The sequence below is a fragment of the Burkholderia sp. AU31652 genome (assembly GCF_002223155.1).
Lineage (GTDB): Bacteria > Pseudomonadota > Gammaproteobacteria > Burkholderiales > Burkholderiaceae > Burkholderia.
The window spans coordinates 2,439,524-2,459,425 of record NZ_NKFG01000005.1; the positions used below are offsets into that span (position 1 = coordinate 2,439,524).

Annotated in this window: 10 protein-coding genes; 4 read left to right on the forward strand and 6 right to left on the reverse strand. The window is 71.0% G+C overall.

Features of this window, described 5'->3' with window-relative positions:
- Nucleotides 1-54: 54 nt before the first annotated feature.
- The 6 genes from CFB40_RS28525 to CFB40_RS28550 all read right to left on the reverse strand — a co-directional run bounded on the left by CFB40_RS28525 (nt 55) and on the right by CFB40_RS28550 (nt 15,518).
- Entirely contained in the window at nt 55-1,821 is a 1,767-nt protein-coding gene (locus CFB40_RS28525; RefSeq protein WP_373452691.1) for an ABC transporter ATP-binding protein, read from the reverse strand.
- Entirely contained in the window at nt 1,818-3,539 is a 1,722-nt protein-coding gene (locus tag CFB40_RS28530) for an ABC transporter ATP-binding protein (RefSeq protein ID WP_089433071.1), read from the reverse strand. Before CFB40_RS28530 ends, CFB40_RS28525 begins: the two co-directional genes overlap by 4 nt.
- Nucleotides 3,536-4,588, reverse strand: a complete 1,053-nt coding sequence (locus tag CFB40_RS28535) for a Gfo/Idh/MocA family oxidoreductase (RefSeq protein WP_089433072.1) — start codon at nt 4,586-4,588, stop codon at nt 3,536-3,538. The genes CFB40_RS28530 and CFB40_RS28535 overlap by 4 nt, the downstream gene beginning before the upstream one ends.
- Nucleotides 4,585-10,059, reverse strand: a complete 5,475-nt coding sequence (locus tag CFB40_RS28540; protein WP_089433073.1) for a non-ribosomal peptide synthetase — start codon at nt 10,057-10,059, stop codon at nt 4,585-4,587. The genes CFB40_RS28535 and CFB40_RS28540 overlap by 4 nt, the downstream gene beginning before the upstream one ends.
- Nucleotides 10,056-14,453 carry a non-ribosomal peptide synthetase gene (locus CFB40_RS28545; protein WP_089433074.1) on the reverse strand — a complete coding sequence of 1,466 codons (4,398 nt, stop codon included), beginning with the start codon at nt 14,451-14,453 and terminating at the stop codon, nt 10,056-10,058. The genes CFB40_RS28540 and CFB40_RS28545 overlap by 4 nt, the downstream gene beginning before the upstream one ends.
- 123 nt (nt 14,454-14,576) lie before the next feature.
- The gene (locus tag CFB40_RS28550; protein ID WP_089426919.1) at nt 14,577-15,518 is read right to left on the reverse strand and encodes a helix-turn-helix domain-containing protein; all 942 of its coding nucleotides are present in this window, start codon (nt 15,516-15,518) and stop codon (nt 14,577-14,579) included.
- A gap of 217 nt (nt 15,519-15,735) precedes the next feature.
- On the opposite strand from CFB40_RS28550, the gene CFB40_RS28555 reads away from it, so the two are divergent.
- Genes CFB40_RS28555 through CFB40_RS28570 form a run of 4 tightly spaced genes read left to right on the forward strand, consistent with a single transcriptional unit; the run spans nt 15,736 to nt 19,896 of the window.
- A complete protein-coding gene (locus CFB40_RS28555; protein WP_089433075.1) occupies nt 15,736-17,388 on the forward strand; it encodes a (2,3-dihydroxybenzoyl)adenylate synthase in 1,653 nt (550 codons plus the stop codon).
- Nucleotides 17,385-18,158, forward strand: a complete 774-nt coding sequence (locus CFB40_RS28560; protein ID WP_089426917.1) for a thioesterase II family protein — start codon at nt 17,385-17,387, stop codon at nt 18,156-18,158. The genes CFB40_RS28555 and CFB40_RS28560 overlap by 4 nt, the downstream gene beginning before the upstream one ends.
- Nucleotides 18,155-18,460 (forward strand): isochorismate lyase, encoded by a 306-nt coding sequence (locus CFB40_RS28565; RefSeq protein WP_089426916.1) that lies wholly within the window; start codon nt 18,155-18,157, stop codon nt 18,458-18,460. The genes CFB40_RS28560 and CFB40_RS28565 overlap by 4 nt, the downstream gene beginning before the upstream one ends.
- The gene (locus CFB40_RS28570) at nt 18,457-19,896 is read left to right on the forward strand and encodes an isochorismate synthase (RefSeq protein WP_089433076.1); all 1,440 of its coding nucleotides are present in this window, start codon (nt 18,457-18,459) and stop codon (nt 19,894-19,896) included. The genes CFB40_RS28565 and CFB40_RS28570 overlap by 4 nt, the downstream gene beginning before the upstream one ends.
- The last annotated feature ends 6 nt before the right edge of the window (nt 19,897-19,902 follow it).

A 19,902-nucleotide genomic window follows, 5' to 3' on the forward strand; every position in this document is an offset into this window, starting at 1 on the left:
CGATCGAGGGGCTTTTCCTATCGATTCCGGGCATGCCGGATCGCATTGTTCACGTCAGTGTTCGGATTCGGCCGGCCGGGCTTCCGCGTCCGAGTCGGCTGTCGGTGACACGTCGGACGGCCGCCCCGCGCGGGCGAACGTCGCATACCACGCGTCGGTCTCGACCAGCTGCGCGTGCGTGCCGGTCGCCCGCACCCGGCCCGCGTCGAGCACGACGATCGTGTCGGCGGCCGCCGCGAGTGCCGGCTGGTGCGTGACGACGATGCGCGTGCGCTGCCCGCGCAGCGCGACGAGGCTGTCGCGCACGCGCCGCGCGCTCAGTTCGTCGAGGCTCGCGGTCGGCTCGTCGAACATCAGCACCGGCGCACGCGCCAGCAGCGCACGCGCAAGACACGCGCGCTGGCGCTGCCCGCCCGACAGCAACTGGCCGCCCGGCCCCACGTCGGATTCGAGCCCGTCCGGCAACCGCTCGGCGTCGCGCAGCAGGCCGACCGCGTCCAGTGCATCGCGCAGCTCGGCATCGGTCGCGTCCGGGCGGCCCATTCGCACGTTCCACGCGAGGCTGCCGCGAAACAGCCCGTTGTCCTGGAACACGAGGTTTCGCGTCGCGGCGAGCGTCGCCTCGCTCAGGTGCCGCACGTCGGCGCGGCCGAGCAGCACGCGCCCGGCGGCCGGATCGTCGAGCCGTGCGAGCAGGCCCAGCAGCGTGCTCTTGCCGGCCCCCGTCGGGCCGACGATCGCGACGAAGCCGCCCGCCGGGCAATGCAGGTCGACGCCGTCGAGCAGCGTCGCACCGGCGGCCGACCGGTAGCCGACGCGCACCGCGTCGACGCTCGCATCGTGCACCGGCGTGCCGCGCTCGGGGCTATCGAAAAGCGGCGCATGCAGCACCGCGAGCACCGTGTCGAGCGCGCGCCAGCCGCCGCGCAGCGCCTGGTCGAGCTGCGTGAGCTGCGCGAGCGGCTCGATGAAGCGCACGAGCAGCACGAGCACCGCCACGGCCGTCGCGGCATCGAGCCGGCCGGTGGAGACGGCCCACGCGCCGCCGACCAGCATCGCGACGAACACGCCCTGCACCGCGCCCGCGAAGCCGAGCTCGATCGGCAGCGAGCGCCGCATCAGCGCACGCGTGCGGCGATGCTGCTCGTCGAATGCGTGCTGCAGCGCCGCGCGCGCGTCGCCTTCCTGGCCCGCGAAGCGCAGCAGCCCCTGATGCGCGGCGAAGGTCTGAAGCTGCACGGCCATGTCGCGATCGCCCGCCGCGCGCGATTGCTCGAACGCGAGCGTGCGCGTGCCGCCGCGTTCGAGCAATGCGAACAGCAGCACGGCCGCGGCCGCGACGCACAGCGCGATGCGCCAGTCGATCCACGCGAGCCCCGCGATGACCGCGAGCGGCGTCACGACCGCGCCGATCAGCGGCCCGAGCAGGTGCGCGGGAATCCCCATCGCCTGCATCACCGGCCCGCGCAACAGCCCGGCCGGATGACTGTCGCGCACGGCCTGCCACGACGCGATGCGCGGCAGGTGCCGCACGAGGCGCTCGACGAGACCGGCCGCAAGCGCGCCGCCCGCGCGATAGCCGCCGCGTTGCGCGACGTACAGCACGAACGCGTGGCACAGCGTCAGCGCGCCGAGCGCGATCGTCCAGTGCAGCACGGCCGCCTGCGCGCCGGCAAACCATGCGCGGATCAACGGCACGAGCAGCAATCCGCAGGCGCCGTCGAGCAATGCGGCGGCCACCGCCCAGCCCGCCCCGCGCCACAGCGCGCGACGGGTTTCGGCGGGCAGGCACTGCAAACGTTTGAGCGACTTCATCATCATGCGGCCTCCTCACCCACGGCACCGCATTCGCGCCATAGCCTTGCATACAACCCGCGCGTGGCCAGCAGCGCCGCATGCGTGCCGCGCTCGACGATGCGGCCGCGATCCATCACGAGAATCTGGTCCGCATGCCGGATCGCGTCGAGATCGTGGCTGACGATCACGCGCGTGCGCGCGTCGCCGCGCAGCGCATTGCGCAATGCGCGCCCGGTTTGCGGATCGAGTGCCGAGGCCGGTTCGTCGAGCAGCAGCAGCGGCGCCGGCGACAACAGCGCACGCGCGATCGCCAGCCGCTGCAGTTCGCCGCCGGACAGCCGCACGTCGCGCCCGCACACGCAGTCGTAGCCGCCCGGCAGCGCGTCGATGCGTTCGTCGAGACAGGCCGCGCGCGCGGCCGCGCGAATCGCGTCGCGATCGGCATCGGGCCGGTAAAGCGCGATGTTCGCGGCCATCGACACGTCGAGCGCGGCGGCGTGCTGGAACACCATCGCCATCTGTTCGCGCCGCGTATCCGACGCGAGCAGCCGCAGATCGGCGCCGCCGAGCCGCACCGTGCCGTGGTCCGGATCCATGAAGCGGGCGAGCAGCATCAGCAGCGTGCTCTTGCCCGCGCCTGACGGTCCCACGATCGCGGTGGTCGTGCCGGCCGCGATCGACGCGTCGATGTCGCGCAGGATCGGCGTGCCGTCGATGTCGACACGCACGCCGCGCAGCTCGATCGACGCATCGCGCGGCACCTGTGCGGCGCCAACGGCAGGTTCAGGCAAGACCGGCAGTGCGAGCAACGCATCGACGCGTGCCGCGGCCGCGCGCGCCTCGCGCAACGCGTCGGCACCGTGGCCGAGCGCGCGCACCGGCGCGGCCACCGCCCAGATCAGCAGCGCGAACGCGCACAGTTCGCCCACCGGCAAGCGGCCGGCCGTGAGCCACATCGCGCCGAACACGACCCACGCGAGCAGGAACGGCGTGCCGAGCAGCACCTGCGTGCACGCACCGGGCCCGCCGACGCGGCCGACCCACGCCGAAAACGCCTGTTCGAAGCGCCCGGTCGACTCAAGCGCGGCCGCCTCGATGCCGGCGCCCGGATACTGCCGCACGAGCGCCGGGTTCTGCGCGAGCTGCGCGTAATCGCCCATCAGCTGTTCAAGCGCCGCGTTGCGTGACGCGACGGCCGGCACGAACCGCGCCGAACGCATCCAGCGAAACAGCGCGGCGCCCGCGACGAGCGGCACGAGCGCGAACGCAAGCAGCGCGGGATTCAGGTAAAGCAGGCACGCGAGCGCCGCGCACGGCACGACGATGAGTTGCGTGACATCGGCCGGTGCGTGCGCGACGAGCTGGTGCAGCGCACGCACGTCCTGGTCGACGTGACGCGCGACGCGATCGCTGCCTGCCCGCGCGAACCAGCCGAGCGGCAGGCGTTGCAGATGATCGGCGAGGCGCCTGCGCAAGCGGGCGGCGAGATCGGCGTCGACCCGGTGCGTCAGGTGCAGCGCGACCGTCTGGCCGCCCAGCCAGCACACGCCGGCCACCACGGCCGCGACGAGCCAGCCGCGCGCCGTCGCGTCGAGCTGCGCGGTCGCACGCCACGCGTCGGCGACCCGGCCGAGCGCGAGCCACGGCACGAGCGACGCGACACCCGCCAGCGCTTGCAACACGACCGCCGCGACGAGCGGCACCGCGAACGGCCGCAACATCGAAAGCAAGGGCCCCTTCATGCGGCACGCTCCAGCAGCATGCCGAGCGTGGCCGCGCGCGCGTCGCCCGGCGGCTGCTCCGGAAACCCGAGCTGCATCGTCAGTTGCTGCCAGACACGTGTCACGTCGATGCTGCGCTGGTTGCATGCGTGTAGCCCTTCACCCGACACGAGCCGATCGACCGCGCGCACGGCCGCTTGCGGCCAGCTGCGCGCATGAATCGCGCCCCACGTGTCGCGCGCGTCGTCGCAGATCTGGATGCTCGGCATGTCGCTGCCCGCCGTCTCGCCGAAGATCGGGAACAGCCCGTGTTCGTCGATCTCCGGTTCACGCAGCGCGGGGGCCCACCACAGCGGGCCGTGCGGCGACGCGAGCGTCCACGTGCCGGCGTCCGTCGTCAGCGTGATGCTGAACAGCACGCTCATCCGGCCATCGTCGGCCGCCGCCATCTCGTTGTGCACACGCAGCGACACGGGTGTTTCGGCGAGCACCATCGCGCATTCGCGCATCGACGACAGCGCCGGCCCGACCGGCTCGACCGACCACGGGCCCACGCCCTGCAGCGCGGCCGCGAGCACGTCGAGCGCCGCGAAACTGGCCTGCACCGAGCACACGACATCCGCATGCACGGGCGCGCTCGTTTCGCGCAGCCGTCGCGCGACGGCGATGAAACGCGAGACGACCGGCAGGTTCGGATAGAAGCTGTTGAGCAGACAGCGGCGGCCATGGCGCGACGCGGTGCGCAGCACGCGACTCCATTCGTCGGGCAGCAGCGGATGCTCGATCACGACGTCGATCCCGCGTTCGAGCAGCCGGCACGCGAGCCCGGCCCCGTCGGCGCCGCGCGCCGCGCCGCCGACCGCGACGCACGCGACCCGCACGTCCTCGGGCAGTGATTCAGGCGCATCGAACACGGGCGCGCCGACACGCGCGGCCAGCGCGGCGGTGCGCGCGCTGCCTTGCCCCAGGATGCCCGCGACGCGATACGTGCTGGACGCCGCGAGGCCCGCCGCATAGAACTGGCCGAAGCGTGAGCCGGCCACGACGACCGGCAGCGGATGAACCTTCATTGCGCCTCCTTCAGGCGGGTGTCGACGAACGCGGTATTCAGGCAGTCGAAATGACCACCGGGGATATCGACGGCCGTGATGCCGCCGAGCGCCTGCGCCGTCCAGTATTCGGTGAGCGCTGCGCGCTGCTGCGGAATCAGCGGGTTGCAGCGCTCCGGCACGAACAGCCGCAGCGCGCCCGCATAAGGCGCGTCGCCGGCCCAGTGGCTCGCCTGCACCGAATGCATGAAGAGCCGGTACAGCCGTTCGCGTTCGTCGAGCAGCGGATGCGCGACCGCGTCCTGCATCGACAATCCGGCCGCCGCGCGCAGCACGCGGCGGCGCAACGCGTCGAGCGGCTCGCAGCGATCGCCGAAGATTTCCAGCTGTGCCTGCAGGCTGCCGGGCGCGAGACGCGCGGGGTCGGCCTTCAATGCGTCGGCGAGCGCGTCGGCCAGCACGTACGTTTCCGGAAACCCGAGCGCGTCGAGCGGCAGCCCGAGCGTCGCCGCGAAGTTGAACAGCACGAGCCGTTCGTCTTCGATCAGGTACGGAATCCGGTAGCTCGACACGATGTCCAGCGTGCGCACGTCGACGCCGAGCTGCACCAGCGACTTCGCCATTTCGAGCGCGACCAGCCCGCCCGAGCAGTAGCCGAGCACGTCGACTTCGCGCACGCCGGTGCGCCACAACGCATCGGCATAGCGCCGGCCGAGCGTCGCGTTCAGGTGGTGCGCCGGCACCTCGAGATAGTCCTGCGCATCGCGCACCGCGAAGCCGAGCACCGGGCCAAGCCGCGCGAGCGCCGGCATGACCGGACGATACGCATGCACGGTGCCGAGCCCTTCGTGCACGATCACGCGCGGCACGCCGTCGCCCGGCGCGAGCGGAATCGGGCGTACGTCGGCACGCACGCGTGGCGCAGGTGCGTGGATGACCGCCGACGCGTGGGTCGTGCGCGGGGCAGCAGGCGATGTCGCGGCCGCCTGCTGCTCGCCCGCATCGCGCAGGCATTGCGCGAACGCAGCGGGTGTCGGTTGGGCTAGCACCCAGCGCAGCAGCCGGTCGAACGGATGCGCTTGCGCAAGGGGCTCCTCGCCACGCAGCCGCGACACGAGTTGCGCGATCAGCAGCGAATCGCCGCCCGCCGCAAAGAAGTCCTGATCCGGCGTGACGTTGCGCGTATCGAGCACCGCTTCCCACAAGCCGATCAACCGGGCTAGCAACGGATCGGCAGCGGTGTGCGTGTGGACGGGTCGCGCGGCCGCCGGCTCCGGTTCGCGGATGTCGGCGATGCCGGCCAGCGTACGGCGATCGATCTTGCCGTTCGCGGTCACCGGCAGACGGTCGAGCACGCGCAATTGCGACGGCACCATGTAGCCCGGCACGCGCTCCGCGACGAACGCCAGCACCGCGTCCGGCGCGATGCGTGCCGCGCCGCGCTTCACGTGCGCGAGCAGGATGTCGTAGCCGAGCGCATCGAGCGGCGTGCCGGGCGCCACGCAACCGAGCGCGCGATCGCCGCCGTCCGACTGCAGCCATTCGAGCCACTGCGCACGCGGCACGAACAACCGCGCCGACTCGGCACGCGCGTCGTTCGGCGTTTCCATCATCAGCCCCTGGCTGATGCTGATCTCCGGATGCTCGGTCGTCAGTTCCTGGATCACCCACCACGCATCGGCCGCCGACAGCGCCCGCAATCCGGCGATCAGCGCGACCGTGTCGCGCGCGTTGTTCAATGCGCCGGAACTGATCGTGACGTCGATCGAATGCGGCGCGATGCCCTGCGCGTCGAACGGTGCGTTCATGTCGAACCGCACGAACCGCATCCACGGATACGCGGCGAAGCGCTCGCGCGCCGCGGCAAGGAAATAGCTCGACACGTCGCTGAACAGGTAGTCGATCCGCGCGCCCGCTTCGACCAGCGGTGCAAGGACGTCGACGATCGCGCGTGTCGCCGCGGCCGTTCCCGCACCGATCTCGAGGATGCGCCACGGACGCTGCGGCTCGCGTGCGACGACCGCGCGCACGGCCTGCGCCATCCCGTTGTGCAGTGCGTGCGCATGTTCGCCTTCGCTGTACATCGCGTCGGCGATATGCGATGCGCCTTCCGGGAACATCAGGCCGGCGGGCGACACACTGCCGTCCACCTGCGCGTCGAGGCATCGCGCGCTGTCGCGGAAGTAGTCGACGAGGACGGCCGGCCACAGTTCGGGCGATGCGTGCTGCGCAAACGCATCCCAGCACGCGTGAGCGTCGGCGTGGCGGGTATCGGGCCGCAGACGCCAGCCTCCTGCTTCGGCATCCGCTTGCAGCACGCCATGCTTGTCGAGCATCGCGAGCCAGTGACGCAGCAGATGCTGTCGCGCCGCCGGCACGCGCAGCCGTTCGCACAACGTCGCGAAATCCGTCGCGGCCTCCTCGATCAGCTCGCCTGCCGGCACGATCCACGCGGCCAGCGACGCGACGCAGGCCGCTTCGAGCTGGGCGACCGACTTCACCACGTCCGCATGCGCGGGCCAGCGCGCGGCGTCGAACACAGTACGCACGTGCTTCACGATCTCGTGCAGCGCGTCGTCCTGTGCGTTCGGTGCCGATTCCACGCCGTGCAGCGAAGCGAAGCTCGCGAGCCGGCGCTCCGCGCCTTCGCCGAGCACGATCGTTGCAGCCGCGCCGACGAGCGGATGCGCGGTCAGCGCCGCGTCGATCTCGGCCAGCTCGATCCGGTAGCCGCGGATCTTCACCTGATCGTCCTGCCGCCCGAGGAATTCGAGCGAACCGTCGGCGCGCACGCGGCCAAGATCGCCGGTGCGATACAGCCTGCGCCCGTCGCGATGACGGATGAAGCGTTCGGCCGTGCGCACGGGATCGTTCGCGTAACCCGTTGCGAGCCCCACCCCGCCGATATGGATCTCGCCGCGCACGCCGGGCGGGCACGGCCGGCCGAGTGCGTCGAGCACTTCCATCGTCTGCCCGGTCAGCGCGCGGCCGTACGGAATGCTGGCAAGCTGCGTGTCCGCCGCACGGATCGGATGCTCGATCGACCAGATCGACGCCTCGGTCGCGCCGCCCAGGCTGAACAACGCGCTGTCGGGCCAGCGCCGCCACCAGCGTGCGGGCAGCGTCACCGGAATCCAGTCCCCCGACCACAGCACGCGGCGCGGGCCCGGCACGTCGAGCGCCGGTTCGCCTTCGAGATAGTCGATCAGCATCTGCCCTTGCGCGGGCACCGAGTTCCACAGCGTCACGCGGTGGCGCACCATCAGCTCGGCCCAGTGCGACGGATCGTTGCCGCGCGCCGGATCGGGCAGCACGATGCACGCGCCGCGCGCGGTCGCGCCGAAGAAGTCGTAGACGGACAGGTCGAAACTCAGTTCGGCCAGGCCGAGCACCACGTCGCCGTCGCCCACTTCATGGCGCGCGCTGATGTCGGCGAGCGTGTTGCACACGGCCGCGTGGCTCAGCATCACGCCCTTCGGTTCGCCGGTCGAGCCCGACGTATAGATCACGTAGGCGAGCGCGTCGCCGTCGATTTCATGCGCAGCGCGAGGCGGCCATTGCGGATCGATCGGCAACGTGTCGATATCGATGCGCGTGCACCCATCATGTTCGAAGTCGAGCGCCTGCACGCTGACGACCGCCCGAACCCGCGCATTACGCAGGATCGCCTGCTGCCGCAGCGCCGGCTGGCGGCTGTCGACCGGCACGTACGCGGCACCCGCCTGGACGATCGCGAGCACGGCTGCGAGCTGGTGCGCGCACTTCGGCATCAGCACCGCGACGGTGTCACCCTCGCCGACGCCGGCTTGTTCAAGCGCTGACCGCAACGCCGCCGCGTGCTGCGCGACGTCGCGATACGTGCGCGCCCCTTGTGCATCGATCACCACCGGCGCCTCGGGCGTACGCAACGCCTGCGCGGCGAAGCCGGCCGCGATATGCGTATCGGCATCCGGATGGATCTCGGCGGCGGGCGCGGCGGACGGCAGCACGATGTCACCCTCGCGCGACCACCACTCGGCTTCAGCCGCGAGCCGGCCCAGCAGCGCGACATACGCATCGAACATCGCCGCGGGCATGCCGTCCGGAAACAGGTCGTCGCGCACGTCCCAGCCGATTTCCAGTCCGCCGAACTGGTCGGTCACCTGGCAGTCGAGCCAGACCTGCGGCGTCTGGCTGATCATGTAGAGAGGCGGCTCGGCGCGGGTCGTTCGCTCACCGAGCAGGCGGCCGACACTGCCGATGCCGCTCGTGAACACCACCGGCATCAGCGCCGCGTCCTTGCCGCGCCGCCGCGCGAGTTCGCGCATCACGTCTACACCGGCAAACGCGCGATGGTCGAGGTCGTCGAACATCCGCGCGCCGATCGTGCGCGCACGCTCGACGAAATCGCGCCCTTGCGCTACGTCGACAGCAAGCAGGCTCAATGCGGTGAAATCGCCGAGCACCGCGTCGATGCGCGGATGCACGGGCGGACGGTTCAGCACCGTCAGGTTCAGGCAGAACGCGGGCGACTGGCTCCAGCGGCCGACGACTTCGGCGAACGCGGCCAGCGCGACGCTTGCCGCACTCAGCCCGAAACGGCTCGCGTAGCTGCTCAGCGCAGCCCATTGCGCGCGATCGAGCCGCGCATGCCGGTGCGTGAAGCGCGGCCGCGCGTCGGCACGCATCGCGGGCACCACCGGCAGATCGGGCCGCGCGGGCAGATCGTCGATGCGCGCGAGCCACCACGCCTTGTCACGCGCATGATCGGCGCGCGTGCCGGCCTGGGCTTCATTGACGACGTAATCGCGGAACGTCGCGTCGAGCGGCGCGGGCTGCCATTGCGGATCGTCGTAGCGTCGCCGCCATTCGGCGAGCAGCAACTGCAGGCTCGCGTAGTCGATCAGCGTGAAGTCGATGGACAGGTGCAGTACCGCGCCATCCGGCCCGAGGCTCACTTCCGGCTGCAGCACCGGCCAGCGGTCGAGCGCATGCACCGCATGGTCGAGGCGCTCGCGCACGCGTTTCACGTGCGCGTCGAATGCGTTCGCATCGGCCTCGCGCAGGTGATGCACCGTGAGCGGCTGCCACGGCACGTCGGGCAGCACACGCTGCCATGCGTTGTCCTCGACGATCGCGCGCAGCATCGGATGCCGCGCGACGCACGCATTCCACGCCGCCTCGAAGCGCACGCAGTCGAGATTCGCGGGCTCCCCGTATTCGACATACAGATGGCACGCATTGCCGCCGAACTCGAACGATTCATGCCGGCCGAGCACATACGCGGCCTGCACCGGCGTCAGCGCGAACCGCTCGTGCCGGCGCGCCGGATCGCTGCGCCACGCGCCGTCCTGCAGGAAGCGGATAAACGTATCGCGTTCTGCCTTGATGCGCGCGGCCAGGTCTGCATCGAGTGCGCCGGCCGGCGCGCGATAGCGCAATTGTCCGCCGTCGTCGCACCACAGTTCGATCTGGCGTTCGCGGCAAAGATCGAGCACGTCATCGAAGCTCACAGCACGCCCTCCTCGATCGTCGCAACCGGCGCATCGCCCGCAGCGTGCGAGGGCGGCGCGGCCGGTGCGGCCTCGTCGAGCTGCGCGGCGAGACCCGCGAGCGTCGGCTGCCGGTAGAACGCCGCCATCCCCACCCGCACGCCGAGCCGCTCGCGCAGCTGCGCGAGCAGGCGCGTCGCGAGCAGGCTGTCGCCGCCGAGCGCGAAGAACGTCGCGTCACGCGCATTCGCCGGGCGGCCAAGCGCGTGCTCCCAGCACGCGAGCAGCGTCGCCTGCCGTTCGTCCGCCGGCACGAACGCATCGTGTGCGGCCAGGGTGTCGCCAAGCGCCCGCGCGAGCGCATCGCCCACCGCTCGCCGGTCGATCTTGCCGTTCGCGTTGAGCGGCCAGCGCGCGAGGCACCACAGCGCATCAGGACGCATCGCGTCGGGCAACCGGACGCGCAGCCAGTCGGCCAGTGCCGCTTGCGCGACCGGTTCGCCGACACGGCGCGCGTCGATGCAGGCAAAGGCAGTCGAGCGCCAGCTCCGCGAATCATCCAGCGCAAAGCCGCATGCGTGTGCCGCCGACGCCAGCGCGTCGGGTGCAAACAGCCGCGGCAGCGACGCATCGCCCGTCACGCCCGCGACGAGTTCGCGCAGCGGCGAATCGCGCAGCACGTCGGCGAGCAGCAGGCGGCCATGCTGCGCCAGCAACGCTGCCGCGATCCGGAACGTCTCGCGCGGATCGTCTCGCAGGTGCGCCGCCGCGAAGCTGATCACGCAATCGAACCGGCCGAGATGGCGGGCGGGCAGCAGGCCGTCCTGCGTCGCCTGCAACGTCGGCATCGTTCGTGTGAAGTACGCGTGCGCGTTGTGCAGCAGACCCGGCGACGCGTCGAACAACGTCACGTCGAAGCGCGGATCGTCGAGCACGCCGAGCCCCGCATCGAACCATTGCCCGGCGCGCGCATCGAGCACCGCGACCCGCATCGGTTCGGTGCGCGCGGCGGCCTGGGCCTGCAGTGCATCGCCAAACTCGTGCAGTGCGCGTGCGCCGTCCGGCAGACGCGCCGCGAACGCCAGCGGTGCGATCCGCGGATCGAGCGGCACACGCCGCGCGGCGCCTTCCGGGTCCGCCGCGAGCGCACGCAGCGCGCCGGTCAGGTCGTCGAGATCGGCGGCAAACCAGCCAAGCCGATCGAGCGCGCCGTCGATCGACATCGATACGTCATCCTTTGCATGCCAATGCACGCGCAGCGACGGCGGCAAGCCCGCATCGCCGTCGAGCAGCCGAGCGGCGACCGCGCGCGCGACGGCCGCTTCCGCGTGCAGCGTATCGGCAACGTCCGCTTCCGCGAGTACGGGCGATGACAGCGTTGCATCCGATGCGCGATCGGCCGGCACGAACGCCGCGGCGATGCGCGCGGCCTCGCCGCCGACCACGCTCGCACACGCACCGTCGATCAGCGGATGCGCGGCCAGCGCGGCCTCGATCTCGCCCAGCTCGATCCGGTGCCCGCGCACCTTCACCTGACGATCCTCGCGCCCCAGGAATTCGAGCGTGCCGTCGGGCCAGTAGCGGCCCCGGTCGCCCGTGCGATACCAGCGGCCCGACGCTTGCTGCACGAAGCGCTGCGCGGTCAGCTCGGGATCGTTCCGGTAGCCGCGCGCGAGGCTGTCGCCGCCGATCAGCAGTTCGCCCGGCACGTAGTCCGGCACGTCGCGGCCGTCGGCATCGACAACACGATAGGCCTGCCCCGGCAACGGCCGGCCATACGGAATCGAACGCCAGTGCGGCGGCACGTCGCGCACCGTCTGCACATTCGACCAGATGCCGGCCTCGGTCGCGCCACCGAGCGCATGGAACGCACACGCGTCGCCGCACCGTTCACGCAGGCGCGCCGGCAGATCGAGTGCGATCCAGTCGCCGGACAACAGCGCCGCGCGCACGCTGCGGCACGCGTCGGCCGCGGCCGGCACCGCCAGCGCCATCTCCAGCAGCGCGGGCGCCGAATTCCACAGCGTCACGCGATGCTGCGCAATCAGCTCGATCCAGCGCGCCGCGTCGCGCGCGTCGTCCTGGGTCGGCAGCACAAGCTCGGCACCGGCACCGAGCACGCCGAACAGGTCGTACACCGACAAGTCGAAATCGAGCGCCGATACCGCGAGCAAGCGATCCTGCGCATGCACGCCGAGCAGCGCATCGATCGCATCGATCGTGTTGAGCGCCGCCGCGTGCGTCATCTCGACGCCCTTCGGCACGCCCGTCGAACCGGACGTGTAGATCACGTACGCGGTGGCCTGCGGGGCCACGGCGAGCGGCGCGACCAGCGGTTCGTGCCGCATCAGCGCCGCGACGCCGACATGCGGCAACGCTGCATCGGCGAGCGTCGTGTCGCCGATCACGGCCTTTACCCCGGCCGCGCGTTCGATCAACGCCTTGCGCGCGGCGGGCTGCGCGATGTCGAGCGGGACATAGCATGCGCCGGCGGCCAGTACGCCGAACACCGCGGCCACCTGTGCGGGCCCGCGCGGCAGACTGATCTCGACGGCGTCGCCGTGACCGATGCCCGCCGCGCGCAAGCCGCCCGCGATCGCGAGCGCCTGTGCGGCCAGTTCGCCGCGCGTCACCGCTTGCTCGCCGCACCGCAACGCGACGGCTGCCGGCTCGCGCGCGGCCAATGCGAAGAAGTCGGCATGCAGCGTGCGCGGCCGCCCGGGTGCGGGCACCGCGTTGAGCGCGTCGCGCACGCGTCGTTGCGCGGACGGCAGCTCGACGGCGATCGGCAGCCGCCAGTCGCGATCGCACAGCGCCTGCACGAGCGCGACATACGCGCCGAACATCGCATCGATCATCCCGTCGGGAAACAGGCCGTCGACGCTGTCCCACGCGAGCAGCGCGCCGTCCGGCACGCGATAGAGCTGATGGTCGAGCCACACCTGCGGGGTCTGCGAAATCATGTCGTGCAGATCGCCGAACACGCGCGCGAATGCGTCGGGCACGAACGGCGCATCGCCGAGGTTGCACGAGAACACGACGGGCGCCGCGCGCGGCGTGCCCTGCCGGCGCGCATCGCGCAGCACGTCGAGCGCCGGATACGCGGCCTGCGCGATCGCGCCGTGCAGCCGCTGCTGGAACGCGCGCACCGCGTCGGCCGCGCTCGCGTCGGCGTGCAGGTCGCATTCGACGAGCAGCAGCGTCGTGAAATCGGCGATCACGCGGCCGAGATCGGGCGCATCGCCGTGCCGGTCGAACAACGGCACGTTGAGCAGGAACGCGTGACGGCCGCTCCAGCGTGCGAGCACCGCGGCGAACGCCGCGCCGAACACCGACGACAGCGTGACGCCATGCTGCGCGGCCCGTGCCTGCAGGCGCGCGAGTTCGGCCGTGCTCAGCGTATGCGCGATGCGGCTGAAACGCGGCGCACGGATCGTTTCCGGTGCACGGGCGAGCGGCAGCGCCGGCCCTTCCGGCAGCGTGGCGAGTCGCGCCTGCCACGCATCACGCGCCGTGGCCCGCGCATCGCGCGTATCGGCCGCGCGACGCGCGAGCCAGGCCGGGAACCACGTCGACGGTGCGTCGGGCAACGCCGACGGCTCGGCATAGGCAGCGCCGATTTCCTGCATCAGCAGCCGCACGCTGTCCACGTCGGCCGCGAGCAGGTCGACGCTCAGCCACACGCGATCCTCGCCGCCGGGCATTTGCACGAGCCCCATCATGAAGACCTGCGCGTGCTCGACGTCGAGACATTCGTGCGACCGGCGCGCGCGCAGCGACACCCATTCGGTTTCCGCCTCGGCGGCTGCCCTGTCGCGCCAGTCCGCATGCGCGAACACCGGCGCGTCCGGCGCCGCGACGATCTGCTGGCGGCCCCCGGTGAAGCGTGCACGCAGCATCGGATGGCGCTCGCGCACGAGCCGGCATGCCGCGTCGAGACGAACGGGATCGATCGCACGGCAGCGAAACTCGAGGAACGCATGACAGCTCACGTTGCCGAGCACTTCGCCGTCGCCGCGGCCGAGCCAGTACGCCTGCTGCACCGCGGACAGGTCGAACGGCGCATGCACGTCGACGTCGACGACCTCGGCCGCCTCGGCATCAGGCATCGCCGCGGCGACGCGTGGCGCATTCGCGAGCAGTTCGGCCCACGCGCCGAGCGTCGGCGTACGCGTGAGCGCATCGAACGTCAGCGCGTAGCCGAGGCGGTTCACGCGCGTCTGCAGATACATCAGCCGGATCGAATCGAGGCCGCAGCTCAGCAGGTCCTCGTCATCGTCGAGCGACGCGATTTCGTCGACGGGCTCGTCGAGCAGCTCGGCGATCATCGCGACGAGCTGCGAGCGAAAGGCAATGGGAGAAAAACGGGAAGGATCGGAATGATCGATGCTGGAATCGACAGCGGTCTGGCTCATGGGCACGCCTTGTATGGGTCGTTCGATGGCGGATCCGCGCGGCGGCGGCCACCCGTGAATGAGAATCTATCTCATTCACTCCCATGAGCCTTGTCGATTGCTTTAGGCTGCCGGTCAGTTGTTTTAGATTGCCGCGCGCTCCGTCTCGACGTCGTCGATCGCGTTCGACGACGCACGAATATCGCTCGGCGAAATGCCGTAGCGCTTGCGGAAAGCGATCGAAAAATGGGCCGGGCTATAGCCGACGCGGTACGCCACGGTCGACACGTTCGCGTCCTCCGCGCACAGCATCGCGTGCGCGGTCCGCAGCCGGTATTCCTGCAGGTACGCATACACGCTCGTGCCGAACACCTTGCGGAAACCGGCCGTCAGCTTGCGCGAATTCATCCCCACCCTACCGGCGAGCGCGTCGAGCGTGGGCGGCTGCTGGAGCTCGCGCGTCAGGATGTCGCTCGCCGCATACACGCGCTCGACATCCGACGACGTGACGCGCACGTCGGCCGGCGCGAACTGCCGCTGCGTCGCCAGCAGCTGCGCGCTCAACGCGGTCAGCTCGAAGGCCTTGGCCTTCAGGTAGTACTCGCGCACCGCGCCCTCGAACGGGCAGGTCGCGATCTGCACCGCGAGCGCCTGCAGCGCCTTCGACGCCGGGCAACTGACGATGCGCGGATCGCCGCCCGTCGGCGCGAGCATCTTCTCCGGCAACAGGCTCAGGTTGCGGTCGAGCGCGTCGAGGCCGAGCTGCACGATCGTGTAGCGCAGCGGCGTGTCGCGGTCGTAGATCTGGTGCGTCGTGAATTCGCCGTCGTTGGCGATCACGCACAGGCCCGGCCCCTTGATGCACTGCTCGGGCTGGCCCGGCACACGGCAGCGCAACTGCCCGCTCTGCACGAGGACGAGCTTCAGCCCTTTTTCGAGCGGCTCCTCGTACCAGTCGCGGCTATCCGAGCACAGCGTGCCGCTCATGAGTTTCATGCCCGCGTCGATGTGCACCACGCCCGGATGATTGCCGGGCACGAGCACCGGCGGGTGACGTCGTGACGAAGCGAAGGAGGTCGAGCTCATCGGAGGTCCGTTGGTTAGGCGGCACGCGCGGCCCGGCGCGCGCCGGCGGCAACCGGCCGATTGTCCGGCCGGGCCGGGCGGGCGCCGCGCGACAGGCGCCCGATCGAATGAAATTGCCGCGATATCGAAAGAAACGGCGCTATCGCGGCACTTGTTACAAATGATAATACCTCTCATTTACATTTTCTGACAACTTGCCGGAACCCAAGGTCAGCGCATGCAATCCTCCCTTCCCTCCGTGGCGCCGGCCTTCCCGGCCGACGCGCCCGACTGGCCCGACGACTTCGCACGCCGCTACAGCGACGCCGGCTATTGGCAAGACACGACTTTCTTCGATGCGCTCGACGCACAAGCGCAGCGCGATCCCGATGCGCTCGCCGTCGTCGACGGCGCCTGCCGGCTCAGCTATCGCGACCTGCTCGCGCGCATCCGCCGGTTGGCGGGCGGCTTCGCGCGTCTCGGCCTGACGCGCGGCGACGCGGTCGTCGTCCACCTGCCGAACGGCGCTCGCTTCATCGAGACGTGCTTCGCGCTGTTCCAGCTCGGCGTGCGACCGGTGCTCGCCCTCCCCGCTCACCGGCACTACGAGATCGGCGCGTTCTGCCGCTTCGCCGGCGCACGTGCATATCTGGGCGCGGCGCAACTCGGCGAATTCGACTGCCGCCCGCTCGCGGCCGCGTTGCAGGCCGATTGCCCGACGCTCGAGCACGTCGTGATGGCCGGCGGCGATCACGCGTTCACGCCGTTCGACGCGCTGTACGATGCGCCGCCGCTGCGCGAATGCGCGGCGCGCGCCGACGACATCGCGTGCTTCCAGTTGTCGGGCGGCACGACCGGCACGCCGAAGTTGATCCCGCGCCGTCACCGCGAATACCTGTACAACGTGCGCGCGTGCAGCGCCGCGAGCGGCTTCGACGCCAGCACCGTATATCTCGCCGCGCTGCCGATGGCGCACAACTTCACGCTGTGCTGCCCCGGCACGATCGGCGCGCTGCTCGCGGGCGGCCGCGTCATCACGACCGGGCGGCCCGAGCCCGAACAGAGCTTCGCGCTGATCGCGCGGGAGCGCGTCACGCATACCGCGCTCGTGCCGCCGCTCGCGCTGCTGTGGCTCGACGAACAGCCGCAACGGCGGGCCGACCTGTCGAGCCTGCGCGTGCTGCAGGTCGGCGGCGCGCGACTGATGGACCACGCGGCCGCGCGCGTGACGCCCGTGCTCGGCTGCCAGCTGCAGCAGGTGTTCGGGATGGCCGAAGGGCTCATCTGCTGCACGCGGCTCGACGATTCGCCCGAACGGATCGCGCACACGCAGGGCCGCCCCGTGTCGGACGGCGACGAAGTGCGCATCGTCGACGATGCCGGCGAACCCGTCGCGCCCGGTGAAATCGGCGAACTGCAGGTGCGCGGCCCGTACACGATCCGCGGCTACTACCGGCTCGCCGAGCACAACGCGACCGCGTTCACGGCCGACGGCTTCTATCGCAGCGGCGACCGCGTGCGGCGCACCGCAGACGGCGACCTCGTCGTCGAAGGCCGCGACAAGGACCAGATCAATCGCGGCGGCGAGAAGGTCTCCGCCGAGGAAGTGGAGAACCTGTTGCTCGCCCACCCGCAGGTGCACGACGCGGCGGTGGTCGCGATGCCCGACCCGTTGCTCGGCGAGCGCACGTGCGCGTTCGTCGTCGCCCGTGCGCCCGCACCGTCCCGGCTGGTGCTGAAACGCTACCTGCGCGACTGCGGGCTCGCGGCGTTCAAGATTCCCGATCGCATCGAGTTCATGCCGCGCTTCCCGGAAACCGGCATCGGCAAGACCAGCAAGAAATCGCTGCGCGACCTGCTGCGCCGCCAGTTGCAGGCGGCGGCCGCATGAGCGCGCGGCCGACCGATTCGAACTGGATCCGCGAACTGCGCCTGTCGCCGTGCCCGCGCGCGCAACTCGTCTGCTTCCCGCACGCCGGCGGCACCGCGAATTTCTTTCGCGGCTGGAGCCGCGCGCTGCCGTGGGACGTCGACCTGCTCGCGCTGCAGTACCCGGGCCGCGAGGAACGCTTCGGCGAGCCATGCCTGACGTCGATCGACGCACTCGCCGGCCCCGCCGCCGACGCGCTGCAACGCTATGCCCACGCGCCGCTCGTGCTGTTCGGGCACAGCCTCGGCGCGGCGCTCGCGTACGAGGTGGCGGCGCGGCTCGAAGCGCGCGGCGCGACGCCGCTTTACCTGGCCGTCTCCGCGCTGCCGCCGCCGCATCGCCAGCGCCTGTCGGACCTGCACCTGCAATCCGACGATGCGCTGGTGGGCGATGTCGCACGGCTGTCGGGCGAGCACGCCGCGCTGCTCGCCGATCCGGAAATGCGCGCGCTCTACCTGCCGATGATCCGCAGCGACTACCGCGCGATCGAGACGTATCGCCGCGACCGGCCGCCGCGGCTCACGACGCCGCTCGGCGTGATGCTGCCGCTTGCCGATTCCGAGCTCGACCACGACGAGGCACATGCGTGGCAGGACGTCGCGTCGCGCCCGATCCGCATCGAGACGTTCAGCGGCGACCACTTCTACCTGCGCCACCAATACCCGGCGGTGATCGCGCATCTGGTCGAACGGATCGACCAATCCCTTCGTTACGGAAAGGAGTACACATGAAGACACCGGACGCCTGCACGGGGCTGCCCGACATTCGCGAAGCCATCGATCGCCTGGACGCCGACATCATCGAAGCGCTCGGCCTGCGCATGCAGTATGTGAAGGCTGCGTCGCGCTTCAAGCCCGACGAAGCGAGCATCGCCGCGCCGGAACGGGTGGCCGCGATGCTGCCCGACCGGCGCCGCTGGGCCGAACAGGCCGGCCTCGATGCCGACTACGTCGAAACGCTGTTCTCGGGCCTGATCGCGTGGTACATCGCGCAGCAGACGCAGTATTGGCGGCAACAGCGGGGGCTCGCATGAACGCCGGCCTCCCGCTGCTGCACGACACCTTCGCCCGTGCGGCCCGGCGCGCCGCCGACACCGGCACGCCGACACTCGCGTCGGTGTCGGTGCCGCTGCGCCCGCTCGACTTCTTCGACCTGATCGCCGCGTGGGACGACGGCGCCACGCCGTGGTGCTTCCACGAGGCCGGCGATGCGTCCGTTACGCTGTTCGGCTGGGACGGCGCGCTCGAACTGACCGCCACCGGCGACACGCGCTTCGCGCAGATCGATGCACGCTGGCGCACACTCGTTCGCGATGCGGTGACGGCCGGCCCGCAACCGCCGCGCCTCGTCGGCGGCTTCCGGTTCGACTCGCATGGCCCACGCAGCACGCACTGGGCGCCGTTTCCCGACGCGAGCATGACGGTGGCGAAGCTGCTGATCGTGCGCGAAGGCGATGCGCACTGGGCCGCCTGCCAGCACGTCGTCGCCGCGCACGACGATCCGGCCGTGCTCGCGCATGCGTGCCTCGCGCGCATCGAGTCGCTCGGCACGCTCGCCGCCGCCCATGACGACGATGCCCCGCATCTGCTGCACACGCAGGCGCTGCAGGCAAGCGAATGGCAGCACGAAGTCCGGCGCGCGGTGGACGCGATCCACGGCGGCGCGTTCGGCAAGGTCGTGCTCGCGCGCGACGTGCTCGAGCAGTACGCGCGGCCCGTTGCCATCGCGCCGCTGCTGCGCCGGCTGCGCAAGCGCGACGCGCATGCGCACCTGTTCGCGGTCCGCCGTGAAGGCGCTTGCTTCGTCGGCGCCACGCCGGAACGGCTCGCGCGTGTCGCGGCCGGCGACGTGCGCACGCATGCGCTGGCCGGGACCATCCGGCGCGGCGCCACGCCCGACGACGATCGCGCGCTCGGCGCGGCCTTGATGGATTCCGCGAAGGAACGGCTCGAACACGCGCTCGTCGTCGACGCGATCCGCGCGGCGCTCGCGCCGCTGTCGCGCACGCTCGACGTGCCCGAGCAACCGTCGCTGCACCGGCTGCCGAGGCTGCAGCACCTGAGCACGCCGATCCGCGCAACGCTGAAGGCGGACGCGACGCTGCTGCAGGTCATCGCGGCGCTGCACCCGACGCCGGCCGTGGCCGGCCATCCGCGCGCCGAAGCGCTCGACCACATCCGCGCGCATGAAGGCTTCGATCGCGGCTGGTATGCGGCGCCCGTCGGCTGGATCGACGCGCACGGCAACGGCGACTTCATCGTCGCGCTGCGCTCGGCGCTGGTCGACGGCGGCGCGTGCCGGTTGTTCGCGGGCTGCGGCATCGTCGCCGATTCCGAGCCGGCCAACGAATATCAGGAGACCGAACTCAAGTTGTCCGGCATGCAGGCGGCGATCCGCATGCGCGATGCGGCGGCCGATGCCGACGCACGCGGCCCGGCCACGATGTCGGCCTCGTCGACGGTCGAGTGATGCGTC

Bases quoted from the DNA above. Each gene is read 5' to 3' on its own strand.
- CFB40_RS28525 (WP_373452691.1), bottom strand. From the start codon at position 1,821: ATGATGATGAAGTCGCTCAAACGTTTGCAGTGCCTGCCCGCCGAAACC.
- CFB40_RS28530 (WP_089433071.1), bottom strand. From the start codon at position 3,539: ATGAAGGGGCCCTTGCTTTCGATGTTGCGGCCGTTCGCGGTGCCGCTC.
- CFB40_RS28535 (WP_089433072.1), bottom strand. From the start codon at position 4,588: ATGAAGGTTCATCCGCTGCCGGTCGTCGTGGCCGGCTCACGCTTCGGC.
- CFB40_RS28545 (WP_089433074.1), bottom strand. From the start codon at position 14,453: ATGAGCCAGACCGCTGTCGATTCCAGCATCGATCATTCCGATCCTTCC.
- CFB40_RS28550 (WP_089426919.1), bottom strand. From the start codon at position 15,518: ATGAGCTCGACCTCCTTCGCTTCGTCACGACGTCACCCGCCGGTGCTC.
- CFB40_RS28555 (WP_089433075.1), top strand. From the start codon at position 15,736: ATGCAATCCTCCCTTCCCTCCGTGGCGCCGGCCTTCCCGGCCGACGCG.
- CFB40_RS28560 (WP_089426917.1), top strand. From the start codon at position 17,385: ATGAGCGCGCGGCCGACCGATTCGAACTGGATCCGCGAACTGCGCCTG.
- CFB40_RS28565 (WP_089426916.1), top strand. From the start codon at position 18,155: ATGAAGACACCGGACGCCTGCACGGGGCTGCCCGACATTCGCGAAGCC.
- CFB40_RS28570 (WP_089433076.1), top strand. From the start codon at position 18,457: ATGAACGCCGGCCTCCCGCTGCTGCACGACACCTTCGCCCGTGCGGCC.